Origin of the sequence: Enterococcus sp. C50 (assembly GCF_040887505.1) — a bacterium.
GTDB lineage: Bacteria > Bacillota > Bacilli > Lactobacillales > Enterococcaceae > Enterococcus_B > Enterococcus_B thailandicus.
On record NZ_JBFOFW010000001.1, the window covers coordinates 520,416 to 538,241 of the forward strand.

Below are 17,826 nucleotides of genomic sequence, written 5' to 3' on the forward strand. Positions count from 1 at the left end.
AATTACTATGCAAAATAATCTGATGAGAAATTTACTTATATAATTACTTTGCAAACAACCATTATATGAAGGAGGTTATTTTATGGAAACATATCCTGAATTATTACTCGACGGCGCTTGGCAAACAACTGGAGTTAAATAAATTTATATAAGAAAAGAGGATAAATAAAATGATGAGAAAAGGATTTATTGGTTTAGCCGCAACATCAATGTTAGGTTTTTCACTTCTAAGTAGTGCTAGTCTAGTTGTAAATGCAGATGATTTAGCTGTCGTAGATTCTAATGGTATTCAGCTTTCAAACATAGATTCTTTTACCTTAGATCTTAATTCACAACAACAACTTTTTATGAACAAATTAACTCATATATATCCATACTTCTATTTCGATCATAATCAGCTTGCTTGATCAATTGATTATGATACATTAAAAACAGAATATGGTTTTACTGATGATGATATCGTTACAATTGATTCTATGTTAAAAGCTCCAGCAATCTCTTGGGATAACGAAACTTCCAATATTCAATCCAGAATGTATGTTAAAGGGAGCAAAGTATATTTCACTCATGCTGATGTAGTTTCTGCTCTTTACTCAGCAGCTTTAATCGGACCGTCAGCTATTTATGCAGCAATAGTCGGGTTAGGAACCATTTCTCTCGGTCCAGTTGGAACTGCTATTGCGGGAGCAGTAGGGATTTTAGGCTTTCCAAGTTTGGCTGGGTTTACCTATCAAGTTATCCAAGCAGCTTCGAATGGACAAGGTGTCTATTTAGGAGTCGAAATGAACGGAATTTTTCCAAATATCGTCAGCGGTACATTTTAAAATAGATTGAGGGATATTATTGAAGAATAGAAATTTGTTGGTCATAAGTATTATCTTAATCCTCGGCTCTAATATAGGTTTTGTCACCCTATCTGATCTTCCAAAATCTGTCTGGATTACACTTACTTTTATTGGTAGCTGCTTGTTTTTATACACTTGCATAAAACGTGGTCTAGCTAAAAAAAAAATACTCATTTTTACTTTTCTAATTGTCGCTACTTTTTTAGTATCAAATTTTTTTCTCGATAATTCTGCCTTACTGGTATATTTCGCTAATAGTTTAGTTGGCAGTCTGCTCGTTTATTCATTAGAAAAACATTACAGCGGACGTAAATAATTAAAAAAGCCCAACCCACTTTATAGAAAATAGCCTATAAAGTGGGTTGGGCTTTTTTAATTCAGGAACATATCAATCGATTTTTTATTTATCCAATCCCACTAATTTTCGCTGCTTACGATTTGCCTCATCTGCTATATAGTTCATCACTGTTTTAAATTCTTTCGCTGTGGCATTTTCGGATAGATCAGCAATACTCTTATTGTATTTTTTTACGATTTTTTGAACTTGTTCTTTCTCAGTCATGTAATTTCTCCGATATTTTTATCTGACTCTGCTTAACGTAGAACGTAGCCTTCAATTATTATCATAAGAATCACCTTCTTTAATCAACTTCATTTCTTTTTTTAAATTCCAAAAAGAAGCAATACCAACAATCATTCCAATCATACTCAAAAATGCCCAAAAATATCTTTTTTGAAGAAGTAAGATGACTGAGAAAATAGCCATGATAATCGAGCAAAATATGCCTATATTAATCAAACGATTGATTTTTTCTTTTGTCTTTTTACGCATCCAAATATGCTCCTATTATGCTAAAATATAATGGTCGTTCTTTCCATCTGCTAAAATCCCCCCAACTGATGCACTAGCAATCGTAAGTGCAGCATTGATCATCCTGCTTAATAAACCACTCAATCCGATACCTACTCTAGCTAAAATTTGTTTTTCAACCATTCTAGTAATATTTTTGCGATTATTTCTTAATAACGTTCTTACCGCTCCAAAATTGCTTGCAGCCGTCCATAATCCAATTGCTATTAACCCTACATCAATAACACCAGCAACAAAACCAGTTGAGTTCCACCAATTTTTCCCTACGCCTCGTATTCTTGGATTGAATCCAGTCATTGCTAAATACTGACTGATTGCTTGTTCCATTCTTAATTCATCTTCTACTGTTAACAATAATTCTCCGTTTTCTTCCAATTTAGGTTGAACCTTCTCATAATCCTCTTTAATTTTTTCAATAACCACTTTAGAATTTTTCTTTTCTTCTACATAAAAAGGGATGTTTTTTCAGAGATACAATTAGTGTCAATATTCTTAGTTTTCTCTAAATTTGATTCATTTACTAAGCAACTACGCTATCATTTGTAATAAATATAGATAAAACAAATGTAAACAAGACTACAATTAGTAAGTAGATGAATCCTTTTTTATAGCGTAATTCATTAGTAAAGCCTCCTAAATAAACTTTAAGACTATCTGATGTTATACTCAAAGATAGTTGTCAATTTCTTATCTACACGATTAAATCTTAGATGATTTCTATTGCAGCATGTACTTTTTCTTCCACTTAATCTCGTATATCATCTTCTAAAAATTTTTTCAGCGAATGATATATCCTAAATATCGTGGGAATAAAAATAAGACTCAAAAAACAGACCACATATTTTTTTTGAATAAACGATGTAATACTCAACATGAAAAAAAAGAAAATAAGAAAAAGAAAAATTTTATTCGTTCTGATTAGAAATGCACTGAACTTCTTACTCATTTTACGCTAAAATATATCCATCTAGTCTTTTTCCATCTACATAGTCAATTCCCCACGCAACGGCGTAGCCAAGACTTATTCCAGACAGAGCACCAGCAACATCTAATCCAGCAGATAGCCAATTTCCAAGAGTGATTCCAACTTTAGTTCTTAGCTGCCTCTCGATTGACCGAGTAATATTTCTTCTATTTACTCTAATTATCTGTATTATTTGGTTCGCCGATCTAGCTCCCGCTCCAAACCCAAGAGCAATAAACGCGACGTCAATAACATCACCAATAAAGCTCCTACTATTCCACCAATTACGACCAAATCTTCTTAAATAGGAACTATACCCTACCGCTTTCAAGTACTCGGTTGTTGCTGTATCCAATCTCATTTCATCTTCAGGCGTTAATAATATTTCTCCTTCTTCGTTAAATTTAGGTGGCACGTCTCCATACTCTTCCTTGATTTTCTCAAGAGCTAGTTCAGAATTATTTTCTTCTTTCGAGTAATAAATTGCCAAGTCTTCAGCATTAAAGTAGCTTTCACTATTCTGAGTTTCATCTAGAATCAACTCATTTGCCAAAACAACCACACTACCACTTGTTGCTACAACGGACAAAGCAAAACTTACTGCTATTACACGAACCCACACTTTCAAACCTAGATATTTCTTTTTCATTATGTATCCTCCAAAGTTAATATTTGTCTTATATGACAATAAAACTATAAATTGATAACATCGTTATTGACTAAAGACACCATAAAAAGTACTTTTATACTCATAATCGTCACTTATTTTATAGCTTATAAAAAAACATCAGATATCTTAAAATCACAACAATAATATGCTCACAAAATGGAATATGAATATACGCAGAAGTTTTATGTTCTGCGGAATTAGTTGTTTCATTCATTGAATTCTCTTTATTATGTATTAGTTTAAGCAATATACTAGAATCAAATTGATGGCTTAAAATAGGAAACCAAGAAAAATAAATTCTTTCTAACGTTTCATTGCTGACTCAATCTTAGACATGTCGGAGTCTGACACTTCCTTGTCTACATTTGAACGAACGATTTTTTCACCTTATATAATGAATGGATTCCCCAACAAAACATACCAAGCCAATCTTTCCAATTATAAATCTACTAATAAAAATCAACCTCTCTCCTGTCTCTACATTTCTCTACACTAAGTAACTAATTAATTTTTTGTTCACTTATTTACTCCTTTTGATTAACTCCACTTATATCAAAATCTACTATCAATCAACAACATCTTCATTCATCCTTTGTCTCTTTTTTACCTTATGATCAAAACATAAACTCCTTCTTTCAACATTTACTGTTGTTTTATGAAGACAGCTTAATTATAAATAGATGACAAAGTTATTGTTTAGTTTGCTCGTAAAAGTTCTATTGTTTTCCTAATTGTTTCATTAAAACAGGAAAAATGACAATATCCATGCTAGATAATTTATCAAAAACACCATTCATAACCTAAGTAAATTCAGACATTTGACACAAAATACTATCTGTTATGGTATACTTTTAATAACATAAATTTGGAGATGATTTGATGAAAAAAATGAGTCCTATTTTACTTTCTGCTGCCCTCGCCTTGCTTTTAGTTGGCTGCAGTCCTAAACAAAGCCATACTAAAAAAGCCGCAAGCAAACCTAATTTATCAATAACAACTAAAAGCTCTGCCGCTTCTTCAAGTACAACAATCAGCACAACCAAAAATTCCAGTGCCTCAACAACAAGTAGTTCCTCTACTCAAGTCACTTCTCCTTCTCAGGTAGAGTCGCAAACAAGTGAACTAGCGGTTCCTAGCACTAGTGAGCAGCCACTAACTGACACAAGCTCTTCCCAAGTAACTCAAGTAGATCCACTAGCTGGTTATTCTGATTTGCAAATTGAGTACGCTCGTGTTTGGTTGACTTTCATGGGTTCTACTATACCAGATGATTTCGAATTACATGTTCACCTTAGTCCAGCAGGTCAGCCGATTGATCCTTATGACAATGGAAGTCTTACTTACCCAACTGAAACAGTTACTCTTTCTGGAAAATATTCCTACCAAGGTCTTGTCGTTTATGCAAGTAATCACGATGGAACAGTTACACGTTACCCAACACCTTCTCACTGGCAAATGTCTGCGGAGCAAGCGAGTGATCCAGAAGCGATTCGCGCATTAACACAAAACGTTCTTGATCAAGCAACCGTTGTCCCTATTCCAACCGGTGATTCAGAACAAGTAAAACGATTGATAGCTGTTACAGTGATTGATTAATGACTGTAAGGTAATCTTGAACTGATTTCCAACTATTTCTTGAACAACGAATCTACTTGTTTAAAAAACTATTACTGCATACAAGTATTTTCCATTCAATATTTAGTTGACATAATTTATTTCCTATACACATTCTTCTCACAAAAAACAACACAAGCAACCCTATCTAGGGATTACCTGTGTTGTTTTTTGCGTATCCTTCATTCGTACTTTCGTAAGCATGAACAATCATTTTTCTATTCATTCATTTCATCTGTTGAATCTTTTTTTGAAGTTGGTGGGCCTTTTCGATCTGGGCTTTTCCACGTGCCTGAACCTAAGCCTAGAATTGTTTTGATCGCTGGAATAAAAGTTGTCACAATCGTTAAGGCATTTATCATCCAATAAAGTAACATATATAATGGTGCAAAAAATAAATACTTGATTTTTCTTCCTTGGTCATCCAAGATGAGCGATGCTCCTAATTGAAAAATTCCTGAGATCATTTCAAAGCAGACAAAAAGAAAAGACAACGTAATCATGTGATAGATTCTTTCCGTGTTCCCTTCCAAAATAAACTTGATTAAACTCCACAAAAAAATCAAACTAGAGATCCAAAAGAAAAACGACCAAATGATACTGAACGTTTGGTCAATGAACATGACCGTGTGGCCAATATTTCTAAATGGGTGCAACACTATTTTTTTGAAATTCGTCAACCAAACTTCTGTTCCACCTTTAGCCCAGCGTTTTCTTTGGCGATAAAGCATCCTCAAAGATTCTGGAACCTCCATAAAAAACATGATTCGTGGAGCAAAAAGTGAAAGCCAACCATCCATTTGATGATCCCACGCAATGCTGATATCTTCCGTTGCTCGGTCTTGTCTAAATAATCCCACATCGATTAATGCGTCTTTTCGGTACATCGTGTTTGCACCACTATAAGCGTAGATACTGCCTAAAACGCCAATTTGTGTACGTTTTATGATTCCGACAATACTAGAAAATTCGACCGTTTGTGACTTTGCAATTAGTTTCGTTCTATTTTGCACATCCATATTGGCTGTAACTGCAGAAATATTTGTCGAATCTTGGCGAATAAAATAGTTGACGTACATGTTCAAAGAGTCGGGCTCCGGAACTGTATCTGCATCATTACTTAGAATCAATTTCCCTTTTGCAAACCCCATACCAATATTGAAAGCATGTGCTTTCCCCTTGTTCTTTTCAATTCGAATGACTCGTAGCTTGGAATATTTTTTTTGTAACCGAGCTAAAATTTCAGGTGTACTATCAGTAGAGCCATCATCTGTTACCAATACTTCATAATGTTTATAGTTTAGTTTAGTCATCAAGTACTCTATTGTATTTTCAATAACGATTTCTTCATTATGAGCAGGAACCATGATCGTAATGAATGGCTCAACCTCTACCGGGATATCATCCCACTCTGTTTGTTTATATTTAAAAAGAAAGGTATAACATAAAACACCGATAAACCAAGAAAATCCACCAATAATTGGATACGTAACTAGGACCAAAAACATGATCATTAAAATAATATCTAGTATATCATTACCAGTTTGAAAAAAAGTCATCATAGCTCCACATTGCCTTTCTTATAAAGGTTGCGTACAAAATCTGTATCTAAGTTTTGCTCTTCCTTTACGGAATAACTACACACTTCTTTGCGAACTGCTTCAGGACCAAATCGAACATCAAACGCTTCGTTTAGTAACTGACGACGTTTTTCCAATTGTTCTTCGTCATATTGAACCTTTTTCTGCAAAAGATTTTTGAAATAAAAATTATTTCGTATCGTCAATCCAATGTAAAAGATAGCAATCACAACAAACGTGACGCTCAAGAAAACAAATAGAAATTTTAAAGTCTGTAATTCATCTTTATAAACAACTAAATGGTTCTTCCATGCTTTTTCTGGCGATAAAACTGGTAGTAATAACCAAATAAAAGGTGCTATCACACAAAGCCATCCCACAAGCGAAACAATCGTCTGAAAAATTTTCAATGGATAGTGTTTTTTCTCAAAATAAGCGTCAGTGACAAGCATTCGCTCTACTTCCTCTCGACTAATCTTCGGTTTCATGTTATCTCCCCCTCTTTCTTATCAGCTGATGCTGCGTTTCTTCTAGTCTGACGGTTTTTCAAACATTTAGCAACTTATTTACCTTCAATACGCGCTGCATTTTCACCAACAATCTGCGTAAAAATAAAAAGCCAAACATGTTCACTAGAAACATGCTTGACTTCTTTTTTATGAAAGCAACTGCATCAAAAATCCTGAGATAATCAAGACAATTGCTCCGCCTAAACGATTTCCCATTTGGGCAAACGCAATGAGTTCCATTCGATTCGCAGCAGAAAGTACCGCAACGTTACCGGTACCGCCCATTGAATTATTACATAACCCAGCAGTAATTGAAGATTCAATTGGATAAAGACCAAATAGTCGACCGACAAAACCAGATACTATTGAAATAACAATGACACTTGTTAAACAAAGTACAACAAACTGCCAAGTTAAGGCGGAAGCTAATACATTTAAATTCAAAAGCGCAATCCCGATACCAGCAAGAACAGCCGCAGTCAAGTTTTTCACAATTAAGTTATTGAACATAATAGCTGCATCCTCATAATATTCAGGCAAGATATTCGTAATTTTACAAATGACAACGATAATAATCATAAACGCATACGCATGAACTTTCGGAACAAAGTAATTACAAATTTGTCCAAGAATGAAAAAGGTGATTGAAATCATCAATCCTACACCCAATTGAGAAATATTCGGTTTCACTGTACGAGGTTTTCCATCACCAAGATCGCCTTTTTCCATCAATTTTCCATTCCCATTAATTTTAGGCATTGATTGTCCAGCGCGTGCCACTAAAGCTGCTCCGATAATGGCTAATACATTGGTCATTGCCGTTGCAGGAATCAAACGAGAAATAATCGACGAGGCATCCGTTCCTAAAACATTTGCATAAATGCTAGACAACGGAACCGCACCTGCACCAACACCACCAGCCATTGCAGGAAGTGACACATACAATACTGAATCAGCAAAGCCGTTGCCGATCAACATCCCTACCAAACCAACTGCAAAAAAGGAAGCGACCATTGAAATCAATGCCACTGGAATAAAACGGACAGAAGCTTTCATCAATAGATTACGATTCATTCCTAAAATACTACCAGTAATCAATGCAGCAATATAAAAATCCAAAAAACCCATATTATTGATAAAATTCTCAGTCGCGTGCACGACATATTCAGGTAAAATACCAAAAGTCGCGATAGCTGCTGAAGCAAAAATAGCAAAAACAGAGCCACCACCAAGATAACTTTTTACAATTGGAAGTTTTGAACCAATGAAATGAAATAAATTCCCTAAAATAACTAATACAGCAATTGGGTCAATCATGTTCGTCGGTAATTTTCCCAACGCCATTGCGACGATCAACACTGCAACCATAATTAAATACAAGGGCAAACTGATACCACTAATTTTTGTTGACCAAATGCTCGTCTTTTTTTCGTCTTCAACCGCTGAAACAGCTGTTGCTTTTTGTACCATACTTACAGATCCTTTCTCCTTTGGCAATCAATAAGAAAAGTAGAACCGTTTGGATGAACTGTCCGCTTTTCTTATTGTCTTGCACACAACTACTTCTAATTATTCAGCCGTTAATTCTGTGTACTCTGGTACCCATTTAGCATCTGCAACGGCTGCTTTGATATCTGAAATTTCTTCACGATTTAGCCCTTGCTCCACCACTGATTTGGCTACAGTTTCTGCAATGATTTGAGAAAACTCAGTAATTTTTGCAACAGGAGGTAAAATAGATGCTCCTGGTTGTGTCACATCAACGATTCCTCCCAAAGCACGACTTGCTTGAGAAATGATTTCTGCATTCACACGCGTTGCAGTTGAAGCAATCAAACCTAATCCAAGCCCCGGATACATCAATGCGTTGTTTGCTTGACCAATTTGGTAAGTTATACCTTGATAGTCAACGTCAGCAGCAGGAATCCCTGTTCCAACTAGTGCTTTTCCATCTGTCCAAGTAATCAAATCTTGCGCTTTTGCTTCAGCAAGCTTAGTTGGATTTGACAAAGGCATAATAATTGGACGTGCTGTATGAGCAGCCATTTCTTTAACAATTTCTTCAGTGAAAGCACCTGGTTGTGTTGATGTACCAATCATGATTGTTGGATGGATTGCTTTCACAACTGCAGTTAAATCTGTCAATTCTGATGCATTTTCAAATTCATCACGATTTCGTGCAAAAGGAATTTGTCCTGGAGTTAGTCCTTCTGTATCTGTAAATAGTAAACCTTGTTTATCTACTTGGTAAAAATGTTTGCGTGCTTCTTCTGCTGGAACGCCTTGACGAATCATTTCATCTAAAAGAATATTTGCAATTCCAACACCGGCAGTCCCTGCACCAAAAGTTAAAATCGTTTGGTCTTTTAATGCTTCACCAGAAATATTCAAGCCACCTAACACACCAGCTAAAACAACAATTCCTGTTCCTTGAATATCATCGTTGAATGTTGTAATTTGATCTTCATACTTTTCTAAAATAGTTGCTGCATTTCCACGACCAAAATCTTCCCAATGCAATAGTAATTCGGGGAACAACTCAGTTGCCGCACTTACAAATTGATCAACAAATTGATAATAAGTTTCGCCTTCAACCCGTTTATGGCGATTGCCTAGATATAATGGGTCATCTAGTAATTCTTGGTTGTTTGTTCCAGCATCAAGAGATACCGGTAATACTTGTGCAGGATTGATTCCAGCTGCTGCAGTATAAACCATTAATTTTCCAATCGCAATATCTACACCATTAACTCCCCAGTCACCCATTCCTAAAATTCCTTCTGCATCAGTCACAACGATTAAGCGAATATCTCGGCCATCTGCAGCATTTTTCAGACTTGCTTTAATACTTTCTGGATCATCAATTGAAAGGAACGCTGCATCTTGCGGTTTCAAGAAAATTTCATTATATTGTTCAATTGAGTCAGCGACTACTGGATCATAAACAACTGGCATAAACTCAACTAGATGTTCACCCATTAATTTGTAGAAAAGTGTACGATTTGTATTAAATAAGTTCATTAAGAAAATTCGTTTTTCTAAATCAGATGGTTTACTTAAGTATTGACCATAAGCTTGAACTGATTGTTGTTCTAGTGTTTGAACGGTACTAGGAAGCATACCTGTAAGCCCGTATTTAGCGCGTTCCTCTTTCGTGAATGCTGTTCCTTTGTTTAAAAATGGATTGTTCAATAAATTTAATCCTGTAAGCATAAAAAATTCCTCCTAAGTTTTACTACATGCGAAAGTATAGTCGTCACTTTTAGCTATAGTCAAAACCACGGGTCATGATAAATTTTATTTATATGTAAACATAAAAAAAGTATGACAAGTCAATGCCATACTTTTTAGCTAACAAATGATTTTCAACTATGCAACTTCCAAAATATTTTGCGTCTGTTCAAAAATAAGACAAATGATTTTTCTCAGTTGTTCTTTATTTTTTCGAAGCTGAACGCTTGGAACCACAACCTTATTCTCGGTGTTCCCAAACCAACTCCTCCATATAGCTTGCATCCACTTCAAAACATTAAAAGCTATTTTGAGTGTTTGGTCGCTATCTTATCGGAGCTAAGCGTTTTGTGCCACAACCTTATTCTCGGTGTTCACCAAGCAACTTCTCGAAATAACTCTCAACTGTCCAAAAATATGAAAGGCTATTTTTCTCAGTTGTTCTTTATTTTTTCGAAGCTAAACGCTTGGAACCACAACCTTATTCAAAACGTTCAAGTATTTCCCGCACCTCATCCGTCGTCTTCGTATTCATCAACCGCGCTCGCAAATCACCAGCACCTGGAAATCCTTTAACATAAATTTTGAAGAAACGATGCAATCCGACTATCGAACGTGGAACCAGCTCAGCATATTGATCTTGCAAATCTAATTGTAAATGCAACAAATCAAGTAGTTCTTTTGAAGAGTGTGCTCTAGGTTCCTTTTCAAAAGCATACGGATTTTTGAAGATTCCTCGACCAATCATCACTCCATCCACACCATACTTTTCAGCTAATTGAAGCCCAGTTTGGCGATCAGGAATATCTCCATTAATAGTAATTAGTGTTTGGGGTGCTACTCGGTCTCGAATGGCTAGCACTTGAGGAATCAAATCCCAGTGTGCATCCACTTTACTCATTTCTTCGCGAGTTCTTAAGTGAATTGACAGATTAGCAATATCTTGTGCTAAAACATGTGATAACCAATTTTCCATTTCTGCTATGTCTTTATACCCAAGTCTTGTTTTCACACTGACCGGTAGCCCACCAGCTTTTGCAGCTTCAATCAATTCTGCCGCAACTTCGGGACGTAAAATCAATCCACTCCCTTTACCATGACCAGCAACATTAGGAACTGGACATCCCATATTCAAATCAATTCCCTTAAAGCCCATTTCTGCCAAACCAAGGCTCATCTCACGGAAAAATTCTGGTTTGTCTCCCCAAATATGGGCGACCATTGGCTGCTCATCTTCAGTAAAAGTCAAACGACCTCGAACACTTTGTCTACCATCTGGATGACAATAACTATCCGAATTAGTAAATTCTGTAAAGAAGACATCCGGTGCGCCTGCGGCTTGAACAACATGGCGAAAAACAACATCTGTCACATCTTCCATTGGTGCTAAAATAAAAAAGGGCTTTGGTAATTCTGCCCAAAAATTGTTCGTCATTACTTATCTCCGTTCTCTCTTCATTCCAATTTAAAAAAACATGCTTATTATACTAGGATTTTGAAAAAGAAGCAAAGGGAAGGACTCCAATCGTTTTTACTATTGCAGTTAACGAAATCTTCTAAAAAAAATAAGAGAGTGTGACATAATTTTTTGCCACACCCCCTATTTATGAATAGAGGTGTTCTAGAAGTAACTTATTAAATAATGTTACAGCCCTCTTAACTTCTCTTTATTTTTTAAAATAGGCCGCTGTATCAGCCTCATCTTTTTTTAGTTGTGCAATTAAGCCATCAACATCCGTAAACTTCACTTGATCGCGTAAAAACTCATTCCAACGAACAACCACATGTTCACCATATATATCTTGATTAAAATCTAAAATAAATAATTCAACAGTTAGCTCTCGGCCTTCGCCAAACGTATCATTATGGCCAATGGATCCCATTGCTGGATACCAGTTGTCACCAACTTTGATTTCAGAGACATAGACACCTTCTCTAGGTAAATGAACAGTTTCTTTGACTTTGACATTTGCTGTAGGGAACCCTAACAATCGCCCCCGAGCGTCACCATGAACCACGACACCTTCAATCTCGTATACACTTCCCAAAAGTTTGGTTACTTCTGTCACATTTCCTGCATCCAATAACTGACGAATACGTGTGGAGCTGATTTTCTCGCCATCTTCGACTTCTTTTTGAACAGTTACAACTTCAAAACGATTGTTTGCATATTCTGGAAGGTGTTCTACATCTGCAACATCTTTTGGTCCATAGGTATAATCAAACCCTGAAACAGCATATTTAGCGTGTAAACCAACAATGTATTGATCGACAAAATCTTGAGGTGCCAAGTGTGCAAATGCAGAAGTAAAATCAATTTCGTATAAGAAATCTACACCAAGTGCAGCCATTTTTTCTTCTTTTTGTTCAAGCGTAGTTAAATATTTAACACTTGCTGGATCAATCTTTTTAAACACGATTGAAGGATGTTGGTTGAACGTCATCAAAGCTAATTTCAATCCTTCTTGGTCAGCGATTTTCTTGCCTGTTTCGATTACTTTTTGATGGCCTAAATGTACCCCGTCAAAAAATCCTAAGACAAGTACTACTTCCTCTGCTGGAATTTGATTTTTTTGATAAGGGTGACGAATTTTGATAATTTCCATCAGTTATACCTCATTTCTTAACACTTTACTTGGTTTTAATTTATCTTTTTCCTTTGGATTAGGCTGGTAGATGCTAACAACTTGATTTTGATAAAACAAAGCAATTTCTTGATCTGGCATCGTTGGCAACCCAAACACGTTGTAATCTAAACGCATGCCATTCTTGACTTTTTGCCAAACAGCTTCACTGATATCTACTCGTGGAAACTTCTCAACGCCTGCTTCGATTGGTAATAAATACTCAGAAATAGTCCCGTTTTCCATATACTCAGCTACTTGCGCCAAAGTGATTGCTTGTTTTTGATTCATTCCTGCGCTTGCTGTTCTTGTCAAGTCAGACATGTGAGCAGGAAATCCTAGTTTTTTTCCCGTATCAACAGCAAGTGTTCGCACATAAGTTCCTTTTCCGCAATCAACTTCAAAACGCCAAGATAACAAACCTTTTTCTTGATCCCAGTTTAATTCACTAGTGCGTTCAAAACGATAAATTTGGGCTTTTCTACTTGGACGCTCAACTGTTTCATTGTTGCGAGCATATTCATAAAGACGTTTGCCATTGACTTTCACCGCTGAATACATTGGCGGAATTTGCGTGATTTCTCCCAGAAAAGAGTCCATGATTTGATCGATCTTTTTTTCTGAGATTTGTTCTGTCACCGCTTGTTTTTCAACCACTTCGCCAGATTTATCTTCCGTTGTTGTACTGAAACCAAGTGTAATTTCACCTTGGTATGTTTTCCCAGAGTCAGTTAAATATTCAATAACTTTTGTTGCTTTGCCAATACAAATTGGTAACACACCATCTACATCTGGATCTAGTGTTCCACCATGACCGATTTTTTTGGTATGTAATATTTTTCTTAATTTAAATACGCAGTCATGACTTGTCATCCCACGTTCTTTCCATAACGGTAATAGCCCTTCCATTTCTGCTCTCCATTTCTTTTTGATTCAACTGATTTATTATAACACAGCAAGAATAAATACTACATTTTTGAATTCAACTCCAACGATTTTTACATGTTGGATACAAAAACGTAATAAAATTCATCGGGGTGTAAATAGAATACATGTTATTCTTTTTTTATACAAAAGGAGGGATTAGATGGAAAATATTTTCTTCGCACCCTTTGATTGGTTATATGGGTGGCTTTCAGGCAAATAAACACGTCTTCCCCAAGACAAACGAAGAATTTTAAGCTTCGTGCATAAAAAAACGGCAAGTCTCATCATTTGAGGACTTGCCGTTTTTAATTTTTTCAATCATTTGCTTAATATGGGTTTCCACTAGGATCAGTTTCTTGCACTTCTCCTATCGGTGAAACTCGGAAAAAGGTCAATGTACCAGAACCTCCATGTTCACTTGCAGAAAGACTGTAAGCTTTAAAAAGATAATCGCCATCAATCATTTGCCAAAAGATAAAAGCAATATCTGAATCCTTATACTTTGGATATTTTTCGTAAATAGCATCTAGTGCTTGTTTTTGTTCTGGTGTAAAGGAAGGCATTTCACTCGTTGAGTTTGTTGCTGACGTATTTGTACTTTGACCTGTTGAACTCGCTGGTGTTGTCGTTACCGTTGAATTCGTTTCTTTAACAACTGTTTCCGTGTTTGAATCACTTGTTGCCATTTCTGAGACAGTCGTTGTTGTTGTTGTTTCACTCGTTTGAACCGTCGATTGTGACGTTTTACTTGAAGTTACTTGCTCATTTTTCCCGCAAGAAGCAAGAAACAATGTCATGCCAATCACACTTAACCCAATTATCTTTTTCATTATCGCCACATCCTTTTATTTTTTTATCAATCCAAAAGATACAAAAATTTCTAGAAAATCTCTTACCATATTCACCTCATTATAACAAAAAAACATTACCCAATAAATGGGTAATGTTTTGGTTAATTTCTCTATCAATTTGGTCAGCATTCAAAACAGCATAGCTCTAAAACCTTACTTGCTTAGGAATCGTGACACTGACGGTTTTGGAAGCATTCAAAACAGCATAGCTCTAAAACTCAGAGAAAAAGCGAAAGTTCTTACAAAAAGTTTTGGAAGCATTCAAAACAGCATAGCTCTAAAACCTCGGCTAAAAATTTTTGAGGGTCCGTAATCGCACTATTCATTCATAGCAAAACTTCAGTTTGAATGCTCATCTAGCTTGAATATTTTTATTTCAAAGAGCGCCTTTCTGTTCATTATAACATAGGAACTACTTACCCAATAATTTTGCGAATAAATTTTTATTTTTTAATCTAAATAAAAAAAGAGTAACAAAACCTGATATACCAGGTTTGTTACTCTTTTTGTTTAGTCCTTATTCAAATTACGCAACAGCTCGTCGATATGGTTACCATAGCCGACAGACTCATCTAATTCAAAGATTAGCTCAGGTGTCTTGTAAATGCTTAGGTTATGACCTAATTCACGACGAATGAGCCCACTTGCTTTACTCAAACCTTCTTGAGCTTTTTTCTTATCTGAAGCAAGATCAGATAAGATGCTGTAATAGATGGTTGCTTGTTGCAAATCACCTGTTACATGTACATCCGTGATCGTTACGTTTTCAACACGTGGATCACGAACCTTTTTACGTAAAATATCATTGACCTCTTTTAAAATTTCTTGACCGACTCGACGGTCACGATAGTTAGCCATAATGAGCGGCCTCCTTTATTTTTTTATTAGTCGTTTTTAACTTCTTCCATAATGAAGCCTTCAATGATGTCATCAACTTTGATGTCATTGAATTTTTCAATCATTGCGCCACATTCAAATCCCATTTTAACTTCTTTCACGTCATCTTTAAAACGTTTCAAGCTAGCTAATTGGCCTTCATAGATAACGATTCCGTCACGAATGACACGAACACCACTATCTCTACGAATAAATCCTTCAGTCACGTATGCACCAGCAATCGTTCCAACTTTTGAAACTTTGAAGGTTTCACGAATGATCATTTGACCAGTGATTTTTTCTTCAAATTCAGGATCAAGCATCCCTTTCATTGCTGTTTCGATTTCTTCGATTGCTTTATAAATGATTCGGTGTAAACGAATGTCTACTTCTTCCGAATCAGCTTGGCTCTTCGCTTGTGGTGTAGGACGAACGTTAAACCCGATGATGATTGCGTTACTTGCAGCAGCTAAGGTAACGTCACTTTCATTGATTGCACCAACAGCAGCATGCACGATTTTCACGCGAACGCCTTCGACATCAATTTTATTCAATGAAGCAGCTAAAGCTTCTGCAGAACCTTGTACGTCAGCTTTGATAATAACATTAACTTCTTTCAATTCGCCTTCTTTAAGACTTTCGAACAAGTTATCTAATGTTACACGGCTTGTAGCGGCACGGTGTTCAACAACTGCACGTTTGGCACGTTCTTCACCAGCTGCACGAGCTGTTTTTTCATCTTCAAAGACAACAAAGTGATCCCCAGCTTGTGGTACATCGTTCAATCCAGTGATTTCAACTGGTGTTGCTGGACCCGCATCTTTTTCACGTCGACCTAAGTCGCTGACCATCACACGAACACGTCCGTAAGTATTGCCGACAACGATTGGGTCTCCTACATGTAATGTTCCTTGTTGAACAAGTAAAGTAGTGATTGGTCCCTTACCTTTGTCTAAACGTGCTTCGATAACTGTACCGATTGCGCGTTGTGTTGGATCAGCTTTCAAGTCTTCTACTTCAGAAACTAATAGAATCATTTCTAATAGTTCTTCAATATTTTGACCAAATTTCGCTGAAATTTCAACGAAGATCGTATCTCCGCCCCACGCTTCAGGAATAAGTTCGTATTCACTTAATTCTTGCATAACGTGTTGTGGGTTTGCGCCTGGTTTATCAATTTTGTTTACAGCAACGATGATTGGAACATTCGCAGCTTTCGCATGGTTGATGGCTTCAACCGTTTGTGGCATTACACCATCATCAGCAGCAACAACCAAGATTGTAATATCTGTGATACTTGCCCCACGCGCACGCATACTTGTAAAGGCCGCGTGACCTGGTGTATCCAAGAAAGTAATTGGTTTACCGTCGATGTCAATTTGGTAAGCACCGATATGCTGAGTGATTCCGCCTGCTTCATCATTTGTTACACGTGAGTGACGCAAAGTATCTAATAAAGTTGTTTTACCATGGTCAACGTGCCCCATAATTGTGACAACTGGTGGACGTGAAACTAGATTTTCTTCATTCAATTCTTCTGGTTCAAAGAATTTGTCTAAATCTGCAATATCCACTTGTACTTTTTCTTGTGGTTCCATACCATAATCTGTTGCTAATAACTCGATTGTATCTTTATCAAGTGCTTGGTTTTGATTGACCATGACACCTAGCATGAATAGTTTTTTGATGATTTCTGCTGGTTCACGGTGAATTTTTTTCGCAATATCTGCAACGTTCATGCCTTCTGTATACTCTAGAACTTCTGGTAGTTCACGGAATTTACGTGGTGGCACAGCTGGTTTGTTTGACGTTTGTTGTTTCCCTTTTTTCCCTTTTTTGTTAAAACGATTGCGGTTATTATTGTTGAATTTTCCGCGATTGTTATTGTTGTTACGATTTTGATTTCCGCCTTGACGGTTTTGGTTAGTTTGGTTGGATGATTTATTTTGTCCTTGATTCACTTGACCGCTCCCTTGACCGCGATCTTGATAGTTGCGGTTATTTTTATTTTTTTGTTGTGTTACATTTTTTGTATTTTCTTGAGTTTTATCATTTGGCTTTTGATTGACGGGTTTTTGGTTTGGCTTTTGTACAACTGGGTTTTTGAAAGCTTGCTGCAATTTATTCTCATCTTCGCGATTTAAAGTTCCCATATGGTTCTTTACGTCGATCCCTAAATTTTGGGCTTTTTCGACAATCACTTTACTTGATTGATTGAGCTCTTTTGCTAATTCATAGACTCTTTTTTTTCCCATGTAATCACC

Annotated in this window: 17 protein-coding genes; 3 read left to right on the forward strand and 14 right to left on the reverse strand. The window is 36.3% G+C overall.

Annotated elements, in window-relative coordinates; translation table 11 throughout:
• Positions 1-170 precede the first annotated feature (170 nt).
• Together AB3I20_RS02250 and AB3I20_RS02255 are read left to right on the forward strand one after the other, a co-directional pair.
• Positions 171-407 (forward strand): hypothetical protein, encoded by a 237-nt coding sequence (locus tag AB3I20_RS02250; RefSeq protein WP_368026876.1) that lies wholly within the window; start codon positions 171-173, stop codon positions 405-407.
• 69 nt (positions 408-476) lie between these two features.
• A complete protein-coding gene (locus tag AB3I20_RS02255) occupies positions 477-824 on the forward strand; it encodes a hypothetical protein (protein WP_368026877.1) in 348 nt (115 codons plus the stop codon).
• A gap of 421 nt (positions 825-1,245) precedes the next feature.
• Here AB3I20_RS02255 and AB3I20_RS02260 read toward each other — a convergent pair whose 3' ends face one another.
• The 4 genes from AB3I20_RS02260 to AB3I20_RS02275 form a co-directional block, all read right to left on the reverse strand.
• The gene (locus tag AB3I20_RS02260; RefSeq protein ID WP_206909877.1) at positions 1,246-1,407 is read right to left on the reverse strand and encodes a hypothetical protein; all 162 of its coding nucleotides are present in this window, start codon (positions 1,405-1,407) and stop codon (positions 1,246-1,248) included.
• Positions 1,408-1,458: 51 nt separating this feature from the next.
• Positions 1,459-1,677, reverse strand: coding sequence for a hypothetical protein (locus AB3I20_RS02265; RefSeq protein ID WP_067484249.1), 219 nt, complete (start codon positions 1,675-1,677; stop codon positions 1,459-1,461).
• A 15-nt stretch (positions 1,678-1,692) separates the two neighbouring features.
• Complete coding sequence (locus tag AB3I20_RS02270; protein ID WP_368026878.1) at positions 1,693-2,091, reverse strand: hypothetical protein; 399 nt, start codon at positions 2,089-2,091, stop codon at positions 1,693-1,695.
• Positions 2,092-2,663: 572 nt separating this feature from the next.
• Positions 2,664-3,329: a hypothetical protein gene (locus AB3I20_RS02275; RefSeq protein WP_368026879.1), complete on the reverse strand. Its 666-nt coding sequence runs from the start codon at positions 3,327-3,329 to the stop codon at positions 2,664-2,666.
• Between the two features lie 900 nt (positions 3,330-4,229).
• Between AB3I20_RS02275 and AB3I20_RS02280 the strand changes: the two genes are divergently transcribed.
• Positions 4,230-4,946 (forward strand): hypothetical protein, encoded by a 717-nt coding sequence (locus AB3I20_RS02280; protein ID WP_368026880.1) that lies wholly within the window; start codon positions 4,230-4,232, stop codon positions 4,944-4,946.
• 236 nt (positions 4,947-5,182) lie between these two features.
• Here the strand turns inward: AB3I20_RS02280 and AB3I20_RS02285 are convergent, their stop codons facing one another.
• The 10 genes from AB3I20_RS02285 to infB all read right to left on the reverse strand — a co-directional run bounded on the left by AB3I20_RS02285 (position 5,183) and on the right by infB (position 17,817).
• Entirely contained in the window at positions 5,183-6,526 is a 1,344-nt protein-coding gene (locus tag AB3I20_RS02285; protein ID WP_270344580.1) for a glycosyltransferase, read from the reverse strand.
• Complete coding sequence (locus tag AB3I20_RS02290; RefSeq protein WP_368026881.1) at positions 6,523-7,032, reverse strand: cell division protein; 510 nt, start codon at positions 7,030-7,032, stop codon at positions 6,523-6,525. The genes AB3I20_RS02285 and AB3I20_RS02290 overlap by 4 nt, the downstream gene beginning before the upstream one ends.
• A gap of 168 nt (positions 7,033-7,200) precedes the next feature.
• Positions 7,201-8,523 (reverse strand): 2-hydroxycarboxylate transporter family protein, encoded by a 1,323-nt coding sequence (locus AB3I20_RS02295; protein ID WP_368026882.1) that lies wholly within the window; start codon positions 8,521-8,523, stop codon positions 7,201-7,203.
• Between the two features lie 99 nt (positions 8,524-8,622).
• Entirely contained in the window at positions 8,623-10,266 is a 1,644-nt protein-coding gene (locus AB3I20_RS02300; RefSeq protein WP_368026883.1) for a malolactic enzyme, read from the reverse strand.
• A 499-nt stretch (positions 10,267-10,765) separates the two neighbouring features.
• Positions 10,766-11,719, reverse strand: coding sequence for a tRNA-dihydrouridine synthase (locus AB3I20_RS02305; RefSeq protein WP_067484236.1), 954 nt, complete (start codon positions 11,717-11,719; stop codon positions 10,766-10,768).
• Between the two features lie 232 nt (positions 11,720-11,951).
• Positions 11,952-12,890 (reverse strand): riboflavin biosynthesis protein RibF, encoded by a 939-nt coding sequence (gene ribF, locus AB3I20_RS02310; RefSeq protein WP_368026884.1) that lies wholly within the window; start codon positions 12,888-12,890, stop codon positions 11,952-11,954.
• Positions 12,891-12,893: 3 nt separating this feature from the next.
• Positions 12,894-13,817, reverse strand: coding sequence for a tRNA pseudouridine(55) synthase TruB (gene truB, locus AB3I20_RS02315; RefSeq protein ID WP_095803546.1), 924 nt, complete (start codon positions 13,815-13,817; stop codon positions 12,894-12,896).
• A gap of 344 nt (positions 13,818-14,161) precedes the next feature.
• A complete protein-coding gene (locus tag AB3I20_RS02320) occupies positions 14,162-14,665 on the reverse strand; it encodes a hypothetical protein (protein WP_368026885.1) in 504 nt (167 codons plus the stop codon).
• 531 nt (positions 14,666-15,196) lie between these two features.
• Positions 15,197-15,544 (reverse strand): 30S ribosome-binding factor RbfA, encoded by a 348-nt coding sequence (gene rbfA, locus AB3I20_RS02325; protein WP_067484229.1) that lies wholly within the window; start codon positions 15,542-15,544, stop codon positions 15,197-15,199.
• A gap of 26 nt (positions 15,545-15,570) precedes the next feature.
• Positions 15,571-17,817, reverse strand: a complete 2,247-nt coding sequence (infB, locus tag AB3I20_RS02330) for a translation initiation factor IF-2 (RefSeq protein ID WP_368026886.1) — start codon at positions 17,815-17,817, stop codon at positions 15,571-15,573.
• Between the last annotated feature and the right edge of the window lie 9 nt (positions 17,818-17,826).